At 35.7% G+C, this 20,527-nt stretch carries 18 protein-coding genes and 2 pseudogenes; 19 read left to right on the plus strand and 1 reads right to left on the minus strand.

Annotation, left to right across the window (positions count from 1 at the left end):
• Positions 1 to 489 precede the first annotated feature (489 nt).
• From AC1PU0_RS03835 to AC1PU0_RS03900, 14 genes and pseudogenes are all read left to right on the plus strand, one after another.
• Positions 490 to 1,017, plus strand: coding sequence for a YqeG family HAD IIIA-type phosphatase (locus AC1PU0_RS03835; RefSeq protein ID WP_069653321.1), 528 nt, complete (start codon positions 490 to 492; stop codon positions 1,015 to 1,017).
• On the plus strand, positions 1,014 to 2,129 hold the full coding sequence (yqeH, locus tag AC1PU0_RS03840; RefSeq protein ID WP_069653322.1) for a ribosome biogenesis GTPase YqeH: 1,116 nt from the start codon (positions 1,014 to 1,016) through the stop codon (positions 2,127 to 2,129). The genes AC1PU0_RS03835 and yqeH overlap by 4 nt, the downstream gene beginning before the upstream one ends.
• A 31-nt stretch (positions 2,130 to 2,160) precedes the next feature.
• A complete protein-coding gene (gene yhbY / locus AC1PU0_RS03845; protein WP_010773359.1) occupies positions 2,161 to 2,472 on the plus strand; it encodes a ribosome assembly RNA-binding protein YhbY in 312 nt (103 codons plus the stop codon).
• Positions 2,473 to 2,491: 19 nt separating this feature from the next.
• On the plus strand, positions 2,492 to 3,136 hold the full coding sequence (locus tag AC1PU0_RS03850; protein ID WP_206849381.1) for a nicotinate-nucleotide adenylyltransferase: 645 nt from the start codon (positions 2,492 to 2,494) through the stop codon (positions 3,134 to 3,136).
• Positions 3,126 to 3,728: a bis(5'-nucleosyl)-tetraphosphatase (symmetrical) YqeK gene (gene yqeK / locus AC1PU0_RS03855; RefSeq protein ID WP_479998742.1), complete on the plus strand. Its 603-nt coding sequence runs from the start codon at positions 3,126 to 3,128 to the stop codon at positions 3,726 to 3,728. Before AC1PU0_RS03850 ends, yqeK begins: the two co-directional genes overlap by 11 nt.
• A 108-nt stretch (positions 3,729 to 3,836) precedes the next feature.
• On the plus strand, positions 3,837 to 4,175 hold the full coding sequence (gene rsfS / locus AC1PU0_RS03860; protein WP_034682970.1) for a ribosome silencing factor: 339 nt from the start codon (positions 3,837 to 3,839) through the stop codon (positions 4,173 to 4,175).
• 1 nt (position 4,176) lies between these two features.
• A complete protein-coding gene (locus AC1PU0_RS03865) occupies positions 4,177 to 4,914 on the plus strand; it encodes a class I SAM-dependent DNA methyltransferase (protein WP_069653325.1) in 738 nt (245 codons plus the stop codon).
• Between the two features lie 125 nt (positions 4,915 to 5,039).
• Positions 5,040 to 6,209: a nucleotidyltransferase gene (locus AC1PU0_RS03870; protein ID WP_206849379.1), complete on the plus strand. Its 1,170-nt coding sequence runs from the start codon at positions 5,040 to 5,042 to the stop codon at positions 6,207 to 6,209.
• Between the two features lie 95 nt (positions 6,210 to 6,304).
• Positions 6,305 to 7,020: pseudogene (locus tag AC1PU0_RS03875) on the plus strand (YebC/PmpR family DNA-binding transcriptional regulator).
• 178 nt (positions 7,021 to 7,198) lie between these two features.
• Positions 7,199 to 8,176, plus strand: coding sequence for a LacI family DNA-binding transcriptional regulator (locus AC1PU0_RS03880; protein WP_479998743.1), 978 nt, complete (start codon positions 7,199 to 7,201; stop codon positions 8,174 to 8,176).
• A 214-nt stretch (positions 8,177 to 8,390) separates the two neighbouring features.
• Positions 8,391 to 9,713, plus strand: a complete 1,323-nt coding sequence (locus AC1PU0_RS03885; RefSeq protein WP_206849377.1) for an ABC transporter substrate-binding protein — start codon at positions 8,391 to 8,393, stop codon at positions 9,711 to 9,713.
• Positions 9,714 to 9,726: 13 nt separating this feature from the next.
• The gene (locus AC1PU0_RS03890) at positions 9,727 to 10,611 is read left to right on the plus strand and encodes a carbohydrate ABC transporter permease (RefSeq protein WP_069653330.1); all 885 of its coding nucleotides are present in this window, start codon (positions 9,727 to 9,729) and stop codon (positions 10,609 to 10,611) included.
• Entirely contained in the window at positions 10,608 to 11,456 is an 849-nt protein-coding gene (locus tag AC1PU0_RS03895; RefSeq protein WP_206838339.1) for a carbohydrate ABC transporter permease, read from the plus strand. Before AC1PU0_RS03890 ends, AC1PU0_RS03895 begins: the two co-directional genes overlap by 4 nt.
• Positions 11,457 to 11,466: 10 nt before the next feature.
• Positions 11,467 to 12,942, plus strand: a complete 1,476-nt coding sequence (locus tag AC1PU0_RS03900; protein WP_206849375.1) for a glycoside hydrolase family 32 protein — start codon at positions 11,467 to 11,469, stop codon at positions 12,940 to 12,942.
• A gap of 854 nt (positions 12,943 to 13,796) precedes the next feature.
• Here AC1PU0_RS03900 and AC1PU0_RS03905 read toward each other — a convergent pair.
• On the minus strand, positions 13,797 to 14,378 hold the full coding sequence (locus tag AC1PU0_RS03905) for a YdcF family protein (protein WP_206849374.1): 582 nt from the start codon (positions 14,376 to 14,378) through the stop codon (positions 13,797 to 13,799).
• 157 nt (positions 14,379 to 14,535) lie between these two features.
• On the opposite strand from AC1PU0_RS03905, the gene AC1PU0_RS03910 reads away from it, so the two are divergent.
• The 5 genes and pseudogenes from AC1PU0_RS03910 to AC1PU0_RS03930 all read left to right on the plus strand — a co-directional run bounded on the left by AC1PU0_RS03910 (position 14,536) and on the right by AC1PU0_RS03930 (position 20,458).
• Positions 14,536 to 15,387 carry an aminoglycoside 6-adenylyltransferase gene (locus tag AC1PU0_RS03910; protein WP_479998744.1) on the plus strand — a complete coding sequence of 284 codons (852 nt, stop codon included), beginning with the start codon at positions 14,536 to 14,538 and terminating at the stop codon, positions 15,385 to 15,387.
• Between the two features lie 409 nt (positions 15,388 to 15,796).
• Positions 15,797 to 17,269 (plus strand): L,D-transpeptidase family protein, encoded by a 1,473-nt coding sequence (locus AC1PU0_RS03915; protein ID WP_069653335.1) that lies wholly within the window; start codon positions 15,797 to 15,799, stop codon positions 17,267 to 17,269.
• A 497-nt stretch (positions 17,270 to 17,766) separates the two neighbouring features.
• Positions 17,767 to 17,946 carry a 2-hydroxymuconate tautomerase gene (locus AC1PU0_RS03920; RefSeq protein ID WP_069653337.1) on the plus strand — a complete coding sequence of 60 codons (180 nt, stop codon included), beginning with the start codon at positions 17,767 to 17,769 and terminating at the stop codon, positions 17,944 to 17,946.
• A 372-nt stretch (positions 17,947 to 18,318) separates the two neighbouring features.
• The gene (thrS, locus tag AC1PU0_RS03925; RefSeq protein ID WP_206849372.1) at positions 18,319 to 20,259 is read left to right on the plus strand and encodes a threonine--tRNA ligase; all 1,941 of its coding nucleotides are present in this window, start codon (positions 18,319 to 18,321) and stop codon (positions 20,257 to 20,259) included.
• A gap of 13 nt (positions 20,260 to 20,272) precedes the next feature.
• Positions 20,273 to 20,458: pseudogene (locus tag AC1PU0_RS03930) on the plus strand (hypothetical protein).
• The last annotated feature ends 69 nt before the right edge of the window (positions 20,459 to 20,527 follow it).

Here is a 20,527-nt window from a genome sequence, read left to right on the forward strand (position 1 = left end):
GAGCTATGTTCCTATCTTTTTTATTGTGAATAAACTTTATATACTATGATGTCACCCCTAAATTAAAGGTGATTTTCCACCATTTTCAGGTTTTTTCATTGGTTAATGCAAATAGACCTTTTCAAATACTAAAACATGCGGATTTTATTTGGTCTGTGTGTTAATTCTATTCACGTTGTATCAAAGATTTTTTATAAAGCGGTATCGTTGTTTTTTTTTCGAGAACAAAAAGATTGACGAATGATTGTTCTATTTTGACGGGCATTCAATTTTCTCTTTTATTTGTATGAAAAAGTTTACCATGAAAAACAGTGGAAAGACAAAACCATGTAATCTCGATTATTTAATCATTATTGAGTCTTATGAAAACTTATGATAAGCATTTATAGAAATTTTTAAGGAAATGCAGTATAATACAAATTGGAGGAGTGCTAGCTTAGTACTCCTTTCACTATGAAAAAGTTCATCGTGGAGATGAGAGGAGTTACTATGTTTTCAAAATTTAAACCAACTTGGATGGTTGATGCGATTTATAAAATAACGCCAAACCAATTAAAAAAATTAGGGATCAAAGCTGTGTTGACCGATTTGGACAATACATTGATTGCGTGGGATAACCCAGATGGAACCGAAGAATTGCTGACATGGATTCTGGAAATGAAAAATGCCGGGATTCCTGTTGTGGTCGTTTCAAATAATAAATCTAGCCGCATAAAACGTGCAGTAGAGAAATTTGATCTTGAGTATGTTTCTAGAGCGTTGAAACCTTCGACAAGAGGATTTAGAGAAGCTGAAAAAAAACTGAATATGAAGCCAGAAGAATTAGTAATGGTCGGTGATCAGATCATGACGGATATTCGGGGGGCAAATGCTGCAGGAATCAGAAATATTTTAGTGCGTCCAATTGTTGATACGGATGGTTGGAATACAAGAATCAATCGATTCTTTGAGCGAAAAATCATGAAGCATTTAGCGAAGAAACATCCAGATATGGTATGGAAAGGCGGACTAGAATGAGTGAGCAAGAAGCAATTCATTGTATCGGTTGCGGTGCAATCATTCAAACAGATCAGCCCGATGAACTAGGCTACACGCCAAAGGCTGCTTTTGAAAAAGGGATGGAGACAGGGGAAGTGTATTGCCAACGCTGTTTTCGTTTAAGACACTATAATGACATTCAAGATGTTCAATTGACAGATGATGATTTTTTACGTCTGTTAAATGAATTGGGCAAAGAAGATGCCCTGATCGTAAATGTGGTTGATATTTTTGATTTTAACGGTTCATTGATTCCTGGTTTACATCGTTTTATCGGAGATAATCCAGTATTGATGGTGGGAAACAAAGTTGATATTCTACCAAAATCATTGAAGAAACCAAAAATGGTCCAATGGATGAGAGAGCGTGCTCATGAAGAAGGGTTACGTCCAGTCGATGTTTTGTTAACTAGTGCCAAGAAACCACAAGAAATGGAAAATTTACTTGAAACGATTGAAAAATATCGTGATGGTAAAGATGTTTATGTGGTCGGTGTAACAAATGTTGGTAAATCAACATTAATCAATCAAATCATTAAACAAACAGCTGGTGTTCAAGATGTTATCACAACATCACAATTTCCAGGTACAACATTGGATAAAATCGAAATTCCTTTAGAGGACGGACATTTCTTGATTGACACACCAGGAATCATTCATCGTCATCAAATGGCACATTATCTTGGGAAAAAGGATTTAAAAATCATTGCACCACAAAAAGAGATCAAACCAAAAGTGTATCAGCTGAATCCAGAGCAAACACTATTTTTAGGTGGTTTAGCTCGATTTGACTTTATTCAAGGGGAACGTAGTTCGTTTATTGCCTATGTGTCAAATGACTTATCGATCCACCGTACGAAATTGGTTACAGCAGACGGCTTCTATGAGAAACATGTTGGTGGGTTATTACAACCGCCGCGTCCAGATGAAGTAGCAGAATTTCCAGAGTTAGTCCGTTTTGAATTTTCGATCAAAGAAAAAACAGATATCGTATTCGCGGGACTGGGCTGGATCACGGTAACCGAACCCGGTGTCGTTGCTGGCTGGGCACCAAAAGGCGTAGATGTTTTAAGAAGAAAAGCGTTGATTTAACCATAAGTGAGAACAGAGAGAAGGAAAATTAGTGGATTTAAGAGGAAAACAAAAGCGTTTTTTACGCAGTCAAGCGCACCATTTACAACCAATTTTTCAAATTGGTAAAGGCGGCTTAAATTCTGCGATGGTGGTACAAATCAATGAAGCATTGGAAAAACGCGAATTGATCAAAGTCACATTATTACAAAATACCGACGAGATAGCTGAAGATGTAGCAGAAGCATTAAAAGCAGATATTCATTGCGATATCGTTCAAATTATCGGCCGCGTATTAGTGTTATTTAAACCATCATCTAACGAAAAATACCAAAAGATCTCTAAAGAAGTTAAAGCAATTTAAAAACTTGGAGGTAAGAAAAATGGGGACAAATACGAATGCAGCATTAAAAGCAGAAGTAATTGTGGAAGAAGCAGAGCTTTTTCAAAAGCGTAAACAGGTAGGAATATTAGGTGGAAATTTTAATCCAGTTCATGTGGCTCATTTAGTAATGGCCGACCAAGTGCAACAGCAACTTGGGTTGGACAAAGTCTATTTGATGCCTACTTATTTACCGCCTCATATAGATGAAAAAAAGACGATCGATAGCAAACATCGAGTAGCAATGTTGGAATTAGCCATTTCTGATAATCATAATTTAGCGATTGAGCCCATCGAGTTGTTTCGTAAGGGGAAAAGCTATACCTATGATACGATGAAAGCTTTAACGCAAAACAATCCAGATACGGATTACTATTTTATCATTGGCGGAGACATGGTAGAATATTTACCAAAGTGGTATAAAATCGATGAATTGATGACGTTAACTAATTTTGTGGGGATTCGGCGTCCTCATTATGGAACGGTCACACCTTATCCAATTATTTGGGTAGACGTTCCCCAAATGGATATCAGCTCAACAGTGATTCGGGAAAAAATTAAAAATGGTTGTTCTACGCGCTACTTATTGCCTGATAGTGTGATACACTATATAGAAGAGAAGGAGCTGTATGTAGATGGATTTTAGCGGAAAGTATACATCGTTTAAACGCGAAGAATTGATGCAAGAAGTTCAGATGCATATGAGTGAGCGCCGGTTTCAACATGTTTTAGGCGTAGAAGAAACGGCCATTGCTCTGGCAGCTAAATACGGTGAGTCTGAGGAGAAGGCTAGTATTGCGGCATTGACTCACGATTATGCGAAAGAACGTCCGGATGAAGAGTTTGAAATGATTATCCTACGTGATGGCTATGATCAGGATTTATTGAATTATGGGAATGCAATTTGGCACGGACTTGTTGGTGCAAGCATGGTTCAACGAGAACTAGGCATAGAGGACGAAGAGATTTTAGAAGCGATTCGTCTGCATACGACAGGTGCAGCTAAAATGAGCTTGCTGGATAAAATCATTTATGTTGCAGATTACATCGAACCAGGCCGTAATTTTCCTGGTGTAAATGAAGCACGTGAATTGGCTTTAGTCGATTTAGATGAAACCGTTGCATATGAAACAAAACATACATTGTTACATCTTATTGAAAAAGAACAAAAAATTTATCCCAAAACAATTGAGACATATAATTACTGGGTAGCTAGAAAAGCTACTTTGAGAAACTAGCTCAAAGAAAAGCTGATTGAGCTCGTTCATCACTGTTAGAACTCTTTCAGCATCAAAAACAAAAATTAAATTTAATAATAGGAGGAAACCATCATAGATAGTCAACAGATTTTAGAAATCGCTGTAAAAGCAGCTGATTCAAAACGAGCAGAGGAAATTGTGGCTTTAGATGTGCATGAAATATCACTTTTAGCAGATTACTTTATGATTTGCCAAGCAACAAGTGAACGTCAAATCAATGCCATCGTGGAAGAAATTATTGAAAAAGAAGAAGAAGCAGATGTAGAAGTAAAACGAATTGAAGGAAAAGATGGCGGTAAGTGGGTATTGATCGACTTAGGTGATATCATTGTTCATGTCTTCCAATCAGCGGAACGTGGATTTTACAATTTAGAAAAACTTTGGTCAGATGCTCCAATGGTCGATCTACACGCTTGGGTCGAGTAATATGACATATGAAACATTTGCTTTTGTTTACGACGAAGTAATGGATGATAGTCTCTATGATCAATGGCTAGCATTTTCAAAACGTCATTTGCCAGAAGGAAAAATGGATGTTTTAGAAATGGCTTGTGGGACTGGTGCGTTAGCTGTGAATTTCGCCAAAGCAGGGTTTACCGTAACCGCATTGGATTTATCTGAAGAAATGTTGATGATGGCCAGCAAACGAGCTGCTGAAGAGGAAGTTTATGTTCAGTTTGTTCAAGGTAACATGATGGATTTATCAGAAATGGGTCAATATCATGCGATTACTTGTTTTTCAGATTCGCTATGCTACATGTCAAACCGTCAAGAAGTTCAACAAGTATTTGACGATGTCTATCAAGCGCTAGAAGAAGATGGGGTCTTTATTTTTGATGTCCATTCGGTTTACCAAGTAGACAAAGTATTTCCAGAATACAGTTATCATTACCAAACAGAAGAATTTGCCTTTTTATGGGATAGTTATCCTGGTGAGAAAGAACATAGTATTGAACATTTTCTAACGTTCTTTGTAAAAGAACAAGAAAATGATGAAGTATTTATCCGTCAAGATGAACTACATCAAGAACGGACATATACAATGGAAAACTATTTAATGATGCTAGAGAGTGCAGGGTTCATGAATGTTGAAGTCTACGCTGATTTCGCAGACACTGCACCTACAGAAGAAAGTAAGCGTTGGTTTTTCGTTTGTAAAAAATAGGTTAAAAGATAAGTAAGCAGAACTTTTAAAAGTGTTGCTTGCTTATTTTTCTTTGGTTTCAGTAATAAATTAAACATGGTATGATGGAGTTCTAATAGAAATGATCTGAATGAAGGAGAATCAAAATGAAAAGTTGCGGTATTATTGTGGAATACAATCCTTTTCATAACGGACATCACTACCATGCGAAAATGGCGCGAGAAATGAGTGGAGCAGAGGTAGTGATTGCTGTGATGAGTGGGAACTTTTTACAACGAGGTGAACCTGCTATTATTGACAAATGGACACGGGCCGAAGAAGCATTAAATCATGGTGTTGATTTAGTTATTGAATTGCCCTTTGCATATGCTGTACAATCAGCAGATTATTTTGCTGCAGGCGGAGTCAAGCTACTTCAAGCTTTACAGTGTGATGCACTATGTTTTGGTACAGACAACCACGCAGAGATGGATTATAAGTTGTTTGGGGAGTTTGTGAACAAGAATCAGACAAAAATCGACGAAGCTTATCAACAAATTAAAAACAATGGATTGAGTTATCCACAACAAATGACAGAAGTTTTTCGTAAGCTGTATCCAAAAAATGGGTTAGATTTTTCTTCTCCCAATCACATTTTAGGCTTAAGTTATGCCAAAGAAAATGCAACGTATGAAAAGCCGATGATGTTGTATCCGTTAAAAAGAGAACAAGCAGGGTATCATGATACTACTATATATCAGAATTTTGCTAGCGCTACTGCAATCCGAAAGGCGGTTTTCTCTGATGAATTAGATCAAATCCGGCAAGTGCTACCAACACAAGTGGCAATAGATTTAGTGAATTCAGCGACTGTCTCTTGGGAAACGTATTGGCCGCTATTAAAATACAAGTTGATTAGTAGTTCGATTATAGAATTAAAAGCGATTTATCAAATGAAAGAGGGCATCGAGTATCGCCTACAAGAAGCTGCTAAAACTTCTGATTCTTTTCAAGCTTTTATGGAAAAAGCAAAAACAAAGCGCTATACTTGGACACGATTACAACGATTAGCGACGTACAGTTTAAATAATGTAACACAGCAGGAAATAGAAAATTCTTGGAACCATAGTTTTATACAAGTCCTTGGTTTCACTGAAAAAGGTCAGCGTTATTTGCGAGAAAAAAAGAAGGATCTTGCTTTACCACTAATTACAAAAGTGTCCAAGAATTTAAATTCTAAATTAGCGGTAGATATTCGCAGCAACCAGGTTTATCAGTTAGGCGATCATCGCATTTTAGAACAAAGTTTTGGTCGTTTTCCAATTCGTATCTCTTAAAAGCAAAAAACACTTAACAAAAGTTCATTTGCCAAGTATAATAAGAAAGGCAATACAATCAAAAAAATACTAATGAATGAAAGCGAAGTGAGAATATGGGTCGTAAGTGGGCAAATATTAAAGAGAAAAAGCTGCCAAAGACGCAAATAACAGTCGAGTTTATGCAAAATTCGGTATTGAAATTTACGTAGCAGCGAAATCGGGTGATCCTGACCCTCAAGCAAATCAGAAATTACGGTTTGTTATCGAGCGCGCAAAAACATATAATGTTCCAAAACATATCATCGATCGAGCAATCGAAAAAGCCAAAGGTTCTGGTGATGAGCAATATTCTGAGTTGCGTTATGAAGGATTTGGGCCAAACGGTTCAATGGTCATCGTAGATGCTTTGACAAATAATGTAAATCGTACTGCTTCAGATGTCCGTGCTGCATTTGGTAAAAACGGCGGTAATATGGGTGTCAGCGGTGCTGTAGCCTATATGTTCGATCATACAGGTGTGATTGGATTTGCAGGCGATGATGCAGATGAAATCCTTGAATATTTGATGGAAAAAGAGATCGATGTTCGTGATGTAACCGAAGAAGAAGGTCAAATCATCGTTTATACAGAGCCGGAAGATTTACATGCAGTGCAAGAAGTGCTAAAAGAAAAAGGGATCGAAGAATTCTCCGTAGCAGAATTAGAGATGATTGCACAAAATGACGTGGAATTAACGGGAGAAGATTTAGAGCAATTTGAACGAATGATCGATGTTTTAGAAGAGCTAGATGATGTTCAAAAAGTGTATCATAACGTTGATCTAGATTAGTTCTAGAATCTTAAGTTATAACTTTGTAGAAATCTAATTTTGAGATTACTATAAAGTTATAGCTTATTTTGCATAAGAAAATAATTATAGGATTTTTGCTTCTATTTTTTGGAATCGTTTCCCTATTTTTGACATAATATGTTACAATTTTAATCAGTATTAAGAAAGCAGGGATAGGATGAAAGCAACGATGAAAGATGTTGCCGCATTAGCTGGAGTGGGAGTTGGAACTGTTTCTAGAGTCATTAATGGTGTAAAAGTAAAAGAAATTACTAGAAATAAAGTTGAAGCTGCTATCAATGAATTATCTTACGAACCTGATGAATATGCTCGAGCTTTAAAAACAAATCGAAGTAATACGTTAGCATTAATTCTTCCAACAATCTGGCATCCTTTTTTCTCAGAACTTGCCTATTACATTGAAGAAGAATTAAGTAAAAAAGGCTATAAGCTTTATTTGTGCAATGCTGATGGTGATCCAGAAAAAGAGTATGAATATATTCAAATGGTCAAGCAAAATAAAGTTGATGGAATCATCGGGATTACTTATTCTGATGTAGATAAATATGTATCGTCTAATTTACCGTTTGTTAGTATAGATCGACATTTTTCAGAAGACGTGACGTATGTGACCTCAGACAATTTTGCTGGGGGCATGTTAGCTGCTAAAGAATTAGTCATGCGAGGATGTAAAAGCGTAGCATATATAGGCGGTTTCTCACCATTTCCAAATGAAACGGTGAATCGGCGAGAAGGGTTCTTAGCATATTGCAGAGACAAAAAGATACCGTTCAAAATGCTGGATATGCCAGAACCAATCACAGATTTACGAGACCAAATTTTACGATTTATCAAGGAAAACGATACGATTGACGGTATTTTTACAGTCAATGATTTCATGGGATTAACCGTTTTGGAAACATTAGAAACAATTGGTAAAACAGCACCTAAGGATTTTCAGTTAATAGGATTTGATGGTGTAAGAATGGCTCAAGAAAGAAAATATACACTGTCAACAATTGCTCAATCTGTTCCATTGATGGCAACTACAGCAGTTGATGCTATCTTGAATAAAATAAAAGGAGTAGAAGTTCCTAAGAGAATTATTTTGCCTGTGACGTTTGTTTCGAATGATACGACGATTGAAAAGGAATAGAATAGCAATAATCAATTTTTTGTGTTTAGGATGGTACTTCTTACTTCATTCTAGACACTATTGTTTTTATCTGAAATTTAGAAGTGGATACTAGTTAAAATGCAGTTGACAGAAAACGTTTTCAATGGTATCCTTTTTTTATCAATTAATGAAACGTTTCCATTGTTGATTTTAGGATAAAATGGAAACGTTTCAGATTCGGGGGATTAGATAAATGAAGAAGTATTTTTACCAGCTCATAGCAGTAGTCGTTGCCGTTTTATTTATTTTTTCTGGATGTGGAAACGTTTCAAAAAAATCTGAGAATCAAATGAAAAATGAAGGGGACATAAAAATTTGGGTTCAGTTTTCGGATGAAACGCCTGAAGGGAAAGCTTGGCAGAAAATTGTGGATAATTTTAATCAAGAATACCAGGGTAAATATAATGCCATTACTGAATATATTCCAAGAAGCGGTAGTGGTGGTGGCTATGAAGACAAGGTGAATGCTGCAATCACAACGAGTAGTTTGCCAGATGTCCTCACTCTGGATGGCCCAAATACGGCAGCATATGCTAACGCTGGTGTAATTGAACCTTTAGATGATTATCTAGATGATGCAAATATGGATGATGTACTTGATAGTATCATTCAACAAGGAACTTATAATAAGAAATTTTATGCATTTGGTTTTTCTGAGTCTAGTGTTGGTATTTATTACAACAAGAAATTATTTAGAAAGGCTGGCATCAAAGAGGAGTCCCTGCCAACTTTAGATAAACCTTGGACTTGGAATGAATTTCAGGAGGTTTGCCAAAAATTAGTGAATAAATATGAGTCACCAGCAATAAATATTCAATTAGCATCCAAAGATGAAATGCTTACCTATGCATACACGCCATTTATTTGGTCAAACGGAGGAGAAGTTGTAAATCAAGCGGGTACGGAAGCATTAGGGTATTTTAATGATCCCAAAAGTGCAGAGGCAATTCAATTTATTCAGGATTTAGTGAAAAAAGGATATACAACCAATACCCCAATTGAAAAGGGGTTTGAAACTGGAAAATATCCAATGCTTCTAAGTGGATCATGGACGATAGCTGATTTAAATGAAAATTACAAAGGCCTTGAATATGGTATTTTACCGTATCCTGTATCTGATAAAACGAAAAAATTAGTTTCTCCAACAGGTAGTTGGCAAGTTGCAATGTCTTCTAAAACAGAAGAAAAAGAAGCATCGGCTACATTTATAAAGTATGTCACCAATACAGAATCAAGTAAAATCATGAGTTTGGGGAATAGTGTTTTACCTATTAGAAAATCAACAATCGAATTGATCAAAAATGATGTGTCCAAGGAAATGCGCTTTCTAATGGAACAAAACCAAAAATCAGGTCATGCGCGTCCTGTTGTAGTAGCGTATCCACAAGTTTCCCGCGCATTTCAGCAATCAATTCAAGATGCTAGTTATTATAAAGAAAATCCAGATGTGCAAAAAATAGTGGATGTTCACGCAGAAGAAATGCAGCAAGTTATTGATAGAATGTTGAAGCGATAAAGGAGGAAACGGAATGAATCGTAAACCGACACTCAAGGAAAATTTAGTAGGATATAGTTTTTTAGCACCAGCACTTATTTTATTGACGATTTTTCTTTTGATTCCAGTGGGAATGGTTGCCTACTACGCTTTTACAGACTATTATCTATTGACACCAGGCAATCGTCAATTCATTGGGTTAGACAACTTTAAACAATTATTTAACGATCCAATTTTTATCAAGAGTATGGTTAATACAGCTAAGTTTGTTATTTGGATCATCCCAGTTCAATTGGGAGCAGCATTAGGGATGGCTCTGATTATCAACAAAAAAAGAAAAGGAAATTTATTATTTAAAGTAGCATTTTTCGCGCCAGTAGTTATGTCTTTGGTTGTTATTTCTATTTTGTGGCTGTATTTATTAAATCCAAATGAAGGGCTTATCAATTCATTATTAATGAAAGTAGGTATTTCAGCTCAACCATTTTTAACGAGTCCTAAACAGGCAATGTACACGATTGTTTTTGTTTCTGCTTGGCAAGGGGCAGGTTATCAAATGCTTCTGTTTTTAGGCGGTATGCAGAATATCCCGCAAGATGTCTATGAAGCCGCTGAAATGGATGGTTTCACAAAATTTCAACAATTTCGTTATATAACACTGCCTTTATTAAAGCCAACAGCCATCTTTGTCTTATTAACAACGCTTATCTCAGCGTTTAAGTTGATTGTTCAGCCAATGGTTATGACCCAAGGTGGACCAATGAATTCTACAATGACCATGGTTTATTATATTTACCAGACAGGCTTCACCGATCGAATGGTCGGTTACTCTAGTTCAATAGCGTTGATTTTTACAACCATGATTGGTTTGATTACGATCGGTCAAAGAAAATTAATTAAGGAGGACAAAGACGAATGAAAAAAAAGGTTGGGCCACTGATGATTTTTGAATATATTTTATTGTTTATTTTAGCGGCACTTTTTATTTTTCCAATGCTTTGGATGATTGTTTCTGCTATGAAATCAAATGCAGAAGTCTACACAAACCTTTCTTCTTTTAAAGCTTTTTTACCTAGTCTAAATCCTGCAAACTGGTTTAAAACCTATCAAGAAGTTATTGAACGATTCAGCATTTGGACATACTTACTAAATAGTATTTTTTATGGCATCACTTTTGCTGGAGGATCGATTATTGTCAATTCATTAGCAGGTTTTGCTTTTGCAAAAATCAATTTTACAGGAAAAAAAGTGATTTTCGGATTCTTGTTAGCACTTTTGATTATCCCAATGGAAACAGTACTGATTCCTCAGTTTACAATTGTAAATACATTAGGGTTAGTTAATAGTCGTATTGCGGTGATTTTACCAGCTATGGCTAGTGCATTTAATATCTATTTATTTAGAAATTTCTTTATTGCAATACCGGAAGAAATCATAGAATCTGCTAAAATCGATGGTGCAAGTATCGTTAAAATCTTTTTCTCAATTATGTTGCCAATGTCAAAACCAGCGGTAGCTACCGTTGGGGTTTTATCCTTTATTGGAAGTTGGAATGACTATATTTGGCCATTAATGGTATTAACAGATAAGAGTAAATTTTCTATGCAAGTGGCTATTACGACGATTAACACGACACAACCTGTGTATATTAATCAAGTTATGGCAGTTTTAACAATTTCGACGATTCCTCTAATTATCATCTACGTTGTCGCCCAAAAATATATCCTACAAGGGTTGGGCGGTTCTGGTACAGGAATTAAATAGGAGAGATAGAATGAAAGAAAAACTCGAACAAGCAAATCAATTTATTGAAGAAAATAAAGAGACAATCAATGATATTTATCGCCAAGGCTATCATTTGATGGCCCCTGTCGGTTGGATGAATGATCCAAATGGATTTGTCTATTACAAAGGTGAGTATCATTTGTTTTATCAATATTATCCATACGATAGTGTTTGGGGGCCAATGCACTGGGGACATGCTAAATCAAAAGACTTGATACATTGGCAAGAGCTACCCGTAGCACTAGCGCCTAGTGAAGAATATGATTTAGATGGGTGTTTTTCAGGAAGTGCCATTGAAAAAGATGGAAAACTCTTTTTAATGTACACTGGCCATTACGAACGTGAAGGAATCAAACGAGAAGTTCAGTGTATTGCAGTATCAGATGACGGTATCCATTTTGAAAAATTTTCTGGAAATCCTGTGATTTCGGATCAACATATTAAGGGGATCGCGCCAATTGAAGATTTTCGTGATCCTAAAATAGAGAAACGCAATGGAATCTATTACAGTGTCATTGCTTCAAAAACAACGGATCAACGAGGACAAATTTTATTATTTCAATCGGAAGATCTATTCCTTTGGAAATTTACTTCTGTATTGCTAACAGGAAAACGAGATCAAGGGATCATGTGGGAATGTCCAGACTTATTTCATTTGGATGGAAAAGATGTCTTGTTGATTTCTCCGATTGAAATGAAGAAAAAAGATAATTTATATGAAAATATCAACTCGACAGTAGCTTTTATAGGTGAAGTAGATTGGTTAACGGGCCGTTTTATTGTAGAAAATCACCATGAGATTGATTTTGGCCTAGATTTTTACGCCCCTCAAACTTGTGTAGATGACCAAGGCCGGCGGATCATGGTTGCTTGGATGCAGATGTGGGGACGTAACATGCCGACAAATGATTTAGGACATTTCTGGGCAGGGGCTATGACGTTGCCACGTGAACTTCATGTGGTCAATAAAAAATTAATTCAACAACCAATTAATACAATATATGAATTGATTGTGGATAAAAAAACTATTATAAAAGAAAAACTAGAGGATTCATCCGTTGAACTAGATGATAATGACGCGAAGCAATTCTATATTGAGTTTAGTGGAATTTTGAGACAAACTAAAACATTAACAATAAAGGTTCTTAGAACGAAGGAGTCTTCTATTGAACTGATTTACGATCCTAATACTGACTATTTATCTATTAGTCGTGATAGCTTTGGTTTAACAATCTCAGGGAATGAAACAGAGCAATTAACAAAGCGTACGGCAAGTGTTCCTTTACTAAATGATAGACTTGTGTTAGAAATATTTAGAGATACATCTTCAATAGAAGTATTTGCAAATGAAATAGCCGTAATGTCTATGAACTTTTATGAAACAGAACAAAGTGAACCTCCGATAGTATCAGTGATGGGGAAAGTTGAACAATTGAGACTAAATTATGGAACAATCAAAATATAATGTAAAAGAAGCCCTTACCGTTGTTGAGTGAAGAAAACATCGGTAAGGGCTTCTTTTTACAGCTACTTCGTACTTCTTGCACTCTTTTAGCAAGCGTCAAAGAAGTATAATGAAAAGGTCAGGTTGCTTTGATGGTTTTATGAATAGAACTTAGGTTCAAACCAACAATATTTAACGAGTTGTTTGAACTTATGAATGTATGATATACGCGTTCAGTTAAACTAAAAATAAACCCTTCATACACACACTATATGAAGGGAAACACAATATGAAAAAACTAAGAACAAATGTATAATACCATTTTTGTTTTAAATTCTCAAATATTTCGAATTATACATAAAAAATTGAGAATATTGTTATGAATAATATATTTTAGGTAAAAAAAGTGTTCAAGTGATTACTGGTTTTATCTTATATTATTTTTAAACTAGTATATTCTCATATAATTATTTTTGAAACGACTAAATAGTCACTAGTTAGAAAGAGTTGTCACTGTGGAACGAAAAACGGATATAAAAATTGGATTTAGGAAAAAAATTTGAAATAAAGGAAAAAGAAGCAAAAAAATACAATGCGACTGCCATCAATTTTTATGGAGATTCATTGTTGTAATTAGAGTAATAATTCTAGCAATAATCTCAGGGATTATTTATTATTTTAATCAAAAAATGAAGTACGGACAGGGGAAATCAGAGGAATGAAAAAACTCCTAAATCAACCAGAATGATGAAGATTGATCTAGGAACTTATAAGTCAAATTTTTTCAGCCATCTCAGAAGAAGAGAGCAATTTGAATTTTTTTAAATATATGACGGGTACAAAAAGACAACGAGAGCAAATAAATGTCTTGAAACTTAATGATCAAAAAGTAAACCATATCCTAAAGCAACGATTTCTCTAACATATGTTTTAAATCGAGCAGAAGATTTAGAAACTGCTGGTAGTCCGCTGATTTCAGAAATACCCAAACGCTTTGCTAATAGTTTTGAGCGATACATATGAAAGTCGCTTGTAACAATAACGGTATTCCCTAGCGCTTGTTTCTTTTGAGCATTTTGGATGTTTTCTTTAGTACGTGTAGAGGTATCTTCAGTTAAAATTTGTTTTTGTGAAATTCCGTTCGCTCTTAAATATTCCGCCATTACGTTGGCCTCGCTGTCAGGCTCGTCAGATCCCTTACCTCCACAAACAATAGCAGTTGCCGCTGGATGCTCTTTTAGATAAGGGACTGCTGCGTCTAATCGTTCTTTTAAAACCGTACTTGGATAAGCATGATCTTTTGATGTACCTCTTACTTGTGCACCTAAAATAAGCACAGTATCTGGCGTTGCTGTTGGTTGCTCTTTTGTTCCACTTAAAATAAGGAAAAGAACAAGAGCAGTATATGTAATTCCTAAGCCTATAATAATCAACATCATTCGTTTCACCCATTTCATAACACCACACCCTTTCTTGTCCAGTGTATTAGATAATCAGTGAAAATAGTGAATTCGAACATTGATTTAAAGTTTTTTTAACGATTTCAAGAGAAAGTATAACAGAGTGAGTAAAAATAGCTTATACTCTTTGTAAACCATAATAATGGAGGCAACTATGCGAACTGAAGAAGAAATGTTTACCTTGATTTTAGATACTGCAAAAGATGATTCTAGAGTGCTAGCTGTTGGAATGAACGGTTCTCGAACCAACAAAAATGTGCTAAAAGATCTATTTCAAGATTATGATATTGTTTATATTGTAGAATCTGTGGATAGCTTTCTTAAAGACCAGTCGTGGATCGATCGATTTGGTACACGTTTAATTATGCAGACACCAGAAGATATGGTGTTGTTTTCGCCAACTAAAAATGGAAGATATACTTATTTGATGCTATTTGAAGATGGGAATCGAATCGACCTTACTTTGTGTCCAAAAGAGCAAGCAGAAACTTGGAACGAAGGAGATTGTTTAGCTGAAATTTTGTTGGATAAACATCAATTGTTGCCAAACTTACCAGAAGCGACGGATCAAGAGTACTGGGTCAAACCTCCAAGTCAGGCAGAATTTTTTGATTGTTGTAATGAGTTCTGGTGGGTCAGTACTTATGTGGTCAAAGGGTTGTGTCGGAATGAATTGTTTTATGCGGCGGACCATTTAAATGAAAACTGTCGAAAAGAACTTTTACGGTTGCTTTCTTGGCAAGTTGGGGCAGAACAAGGGTATCAGTTTAGTGTTGGGAAAAATGATAAATATTTGCCTGATTATTTGACGGAGGAACAATACGATGCTGTTCTAAAAACAATGGATTTTTCTAGTATTCATGCGGCTTGGTCCGCTTTGGTCTCATTACAAAAACAATTTGATTATAACGCCCAGCTATTTTCACAAAAATATGGCTTGGAATATGATCAAAGAACAGCAGAGAAAGTCTTGGAGTATACAGCAAATTTTAATGTAAGTTCTTAAATTAAAGGGATTTTTCGACAAAATAGACAAGGTTTGAGTTCGTTTTTAAAGTTTATTGTAATTAAATTAGAATTTCCCTAAAGATAATGCCAAATAGTCTTTTTTCCTCTACCTAATGTGTGGTAGAATGATAAGTGCACTGTATCGAACTTTGATGGTTGTGGTTTCCTGTTTAGTAGAAATAGTTGAAATTTAAACGTTTATACATAAAAATATGAATTTTTTCTCATATGTAAGCAAATTAATTGAAGAATGAGAGGAATTTAACTAAACTAGCTTTAAAATAAAAGCACTAATAAAAATTTTAGACAATTTAAGGAAGAGTTACTTCCTTTTATTTTATTTCAAAAACAGGGAAAAGCATAAAATCAAAGGAAGCATATAAATCATAAAAAAGGAAGATAGCTCAATGGAAAACGAAGAAACAGTTAGCCGCTCAGAAAAAAATACAAGGGCACCTCAAAACAATAATCACTCACATAATAAAACGAAGAAATGGTTAGTCCCAGTAGTCGGTTTGCTGATTTTTTTGGCATTGATATTTACTGGCGGGTTAGTCTACTTTCAATCACATTTCTTTATCAGTGCGAAGGCAAATGGTGTTGATATCAGCTTGCTAAACACAAAAGATGCGAAAAAGAAGCTAGAAGAACTGAATAAAGCTGAATCTGTTGTCATCAAAGTAAATGATAAAGAAGAAAAAATTACATTACCTGAAAAATATGAAATTACAGAAGAGTATTTAAAACAAAATATTGGGGATCGTTCAATTAAATTACCAATCAATGAAAATTACAAATCAGAACTAAAAAATAAATTAAACGAACTTACCTTCGAAGAAGGAACTCCAAGTCAAGATGCTCGGATCGAAAAAGTGGATGGCAACTATCAAATCATACCAGAACAAGTTGGAACGGTTGTGGATAAAGAAGCATTGATGAACCAAGTGTTAACAGATGTTGATGCGAACAAGGGTAGTTACGTTTATGATGTGAAAGAGTTTTATCAAAAACCAACATTGACAAAAGAGGACAAAGGTCTACAGGAGAGATTAGCTGTATTGTCGAAAAAAGAAAACAAAGCGATCACGCTTGATATTAATGGCGAAAAGTTGGCTCTCACAAAAGAAGAGTTACAGTCATTTATGGATACAAAAGGTGAGGTTGATCAAAATAAGGTTTATGCTTGGGTAGAGCAAACAAACCAAAAATATGGCTCGATTTTCCAACCAATTATTTTTAAAAATGTTCATGGTGTTACCACCAAATATAAAAACAATGGCAGTTACGGCTGGGATATCAATATGCCGCAAACAAGAGATTTGATTGTGCAAGCAATCAATAGTGACAAAGATACTGAGACAATCACTGTACCAATTGATGGCGATGTCAATCAGTCGTCAACAGTTGATAAAGATTATGTTGAGATTGATTTAAATGATCAAAAAATGTATTTCTTCAAAGGCGGCGTAAAAGTTGTCGAAACAGACGTAATCACTGGTCGTTATAATAAAGGAACTGCGACTGTTCCTGGATTCCACACGATTTTATACAAAGATACGGATACAAAATTAGAAGGCGAAATGCTGGATGGATCAAAATACAGTGTACCAGTAAAATATTGGATGCCATTGAAGAGTTTCGGTGGTGTGGTGACTCAAATCGGAATTCATGATGCAGATTACAAAGCAGAATATTTCGGAAACAAAGAAGCCTACAAAACAAACTTCGGGAGTAATGGTTGTATCAATACACCTGGAGACGCAGTGGCGCAAATCTTCAACGGTGCGTATGCTGGAATGCCGGTAATCGTTTATGGACATATATATGACGATGCACCAGGTGAATTTGATAAACCAGTCGATTATGGTGAACCCGTTTAAGAACTATTAAAAGAAGCCCAATTTGGGCTTCTTTTTACTAGCAAAAAGAAAAGAGAACGGGCGTATGATTCACTGAAACAATTAGAGCTAGCCAAGATTATCACAAGAGAAGTCAAAGTAGCATCAGGAGCGACCACAGATAAAATCGTACTAAATTATGGTTGTAGTAGTGGATTAATTGGTTTAGAAATCACAGATAGATTAAAAAGAACATATTTGTTTATCCACCAAAAGGACACTTTTCGATTAGTGCTTTTGATAAAAATGAAAAAATTAGTCATGAGAAAGTCCATAACAGATTTTCACAAACTGTGTTAAAAGAACAGCTGGAAGAGATAAGTTTTACGTTAGTTTCTAGAGGGATGCTTTATCATGTTGAGAACTGTTATGAAACAATCTGCCTCGATGTTTTGTTTGAATGCTGAAAAATAATCATAAATTTATAGTAGAACATGTTATTATTGTAGTATCTAGAAAAACTGAACGGAGGAAACGTTATGCCATTTATTCATGTCGAACTGGTTGAAGGTCGCAGTGAAGAACAACTGACAAATATGGTCAAAGAAATCACAGAAGTTGTATCAAAAAATACAGGTGCTCCTCAAGAGAATATCCATGTTATTGTCAATGAGATGAAAAAAGATCGCTACGCACAAGGCGGAAAATGGAAAAAGTAATCATTTTTAATAAATGCTTGCTTTTTAGTTAAAGAAGTGTTTAAATTAACACATAAATGATTGATGAGAAAGACAACTGAACTTGCAAGCAGTCTTTTAGAGAGGAAAATCTCGGCTGAAAATTTTCCAGACCCGCACAAGGAATGACCACTTTTTCCAACCTTTGTCGAAACAAAGGCGGTCGTACCGTTAACACGCTTGAGGAACATGGCTGTTTGCTGTGTTTAAAAATAGGTGGAACCACGATTTTTCGTCCTAGTAGCTGATAATTTTATCAGCTACTAGGACTTATTTTTTTGCTCAAGTGAATTGATATTGTTGGAAAGTCTAAGGTTCTCATAATCAATGATAAAAAAATTGGAGGAAACAAAAATGTCAATCAACATTACTTTTCCAGATGGCGCAGTCAAAGAATTTGAGACTGGTTCATCAACATTGGACATTGCTAAAAGCATCAGTAACAGTTTAGCTAAAAAAGCATTAGCAGGTAAATTCAATGGTACATTAATAGATTTAGTTCGCCCGATTGAAGAAGACGGGTCAATCGAAATTGTAACGCCAGATCACGAGGATGCCCTTGGAATTTTACGTCATTCTTCAGCCCACTTAATGGCCAATGCACTACGTCGTTTATTCCCGAAAATCAAATTTGGTGTCGGTCCAGCGATTGATTCTGGTTTCTATTATGATACAGATAATGGTGAAAATCCTATTACAGCAGAAGATTTGCCAGCAATTGAAGCTGAAATGATGAAAATCGTCAAAGAGAATAATCCAATTGTCCGCAAAATTGTTTCTAAAAGCGAAGCGTTAGAATTATTTGCGGATGATCCATATAAAGTTGAATTGATTTCAGAGCTTCCAGAAGAGGAAGTCATCACTGTTTATGATCAAGGCGACTTTGTTGATTTATGTCGTGGTGTCCATGTGCCTTCAACTGGACGTATTCAAGTATTCCAATTATTATCAGTTGCTGGTGCGTATTGGAGAGGAAATTCCAATAACCAAATGATGCAACGTATTTACGGAACAGCCTTCTTCGATAAAAAAGATTTAAAAGAATTTATCAAGATGCGTGAAGAAGCCAAAGAACGTGATCATCGTAAATTAGGAAAAGAGCTTGATTTATTCATGCTTAATCCAGATGTTGGTTCGGGTTTACCATTCTGGTTGCCAAAAGGCGCAACCATCCGCCGCACTATTGAACGTTATATTACAGATAAAGAAATTAGCTTAGGTTATCAACATGTGTATACACCTATCATGGCGAATGTTGAGTTTTATAAGCGATCTGGTCACTGGGATCACTATCATGAAGATATGTTTCCACCGATGGATATGGGAGATGGCGAAATGTTAGTTCTTCGTCCAATGAACTGTCCACATCACATGATGGTTTATAAAAATGATATCCACAGCTACCGTGAACTGCCGATTAGAATTGCAGAACTTGGTATGATGCACCGTTATGAAAAATCTGGGGCGTTATCTGGGTTACAACGTGTACGTGAAATGACGTTGAATGATGGGCATACATTTGTTCGTCCAGATCAAATCAAAGAAGAGTTCTTACGCACTTTGAAGTTAATGGTAGAAGTTTACGCTGACTTTGATGTGACAGATTATCGTTTCCGTTTAAGTTTAAGAGACCCGAATAACAAAGAAAAATACTTTGATGATGATGCAATGTGGGAAAGATCTCAAACAATGATCAAAGAAGCGGCAGATGAAGCAGGGATCGATTATTTTGAAGCAGAAGGTGAAGCAGCCTTTTACGGTCCTAAACTGGATGTTCAAGTAAAAACGGCTTTAGGGATGGAAGAAACACTGTCTACAATTCAAATCGATGCATTATTACCAGAACGTTTTGATTTGACTTATGTAGGAGAAGATGGCGAAAATACACATCGTCCGTTAGTTATCCACAGAGGGATTGTTTCGACGATGGAACGTTTCGTAGCATACCTAACTGAAGTATACAAAGGCGCTTTCCCAACTTGGTTAGCACCGATTCAAGCAACTATTATTCCAGTATCTGTTGAAGCACATTCTGATTATGCGTATGAAGTGAAAAAACGTTTACAAGAACAAGGATTACGTATCGAAGTAGATGACCGCAATGAAAAAATGGGTTATAAGATTCGAGCATCTCAAACGCAAAAAATTCCTTATCAAATCGTAGTTGGAGATAAAGAAATGGATGATGCAACAGTCAATATCCGTCGTTACGGAAGCAAAGAAACAGAGGTTATCGATTTAAATATCTTTGTTGATAGTATGGTCGCTGATGTAGCAAATTATAGTAGAAAATAATTAGAAAAAGAGGTTGGGGCAGAAGTGTTTAACTCCGAGAAATAAGAAGGAATTTACGAAAATTGCTCTTCAAATTTTTGTGACCAAGTAGGTACTGTGCAACATCAACTTGTTCCTTGTTGTGTTTTACAGCAATTTCGGCTTATTTCCGAAGGAGTTGCTTCTGCGCCCACCGTTTATTCGGTTACTAAGAGCCTGAAACATAACGTTTTTAGTTATGATGTGACCCCCAAAAGTTGTACGTGAAAAATACAATTTTTGGAGGTTA

It is taken from the genome of Enterococcus sp. XAF26B05_ASV22, assembly GCF_056727285.1.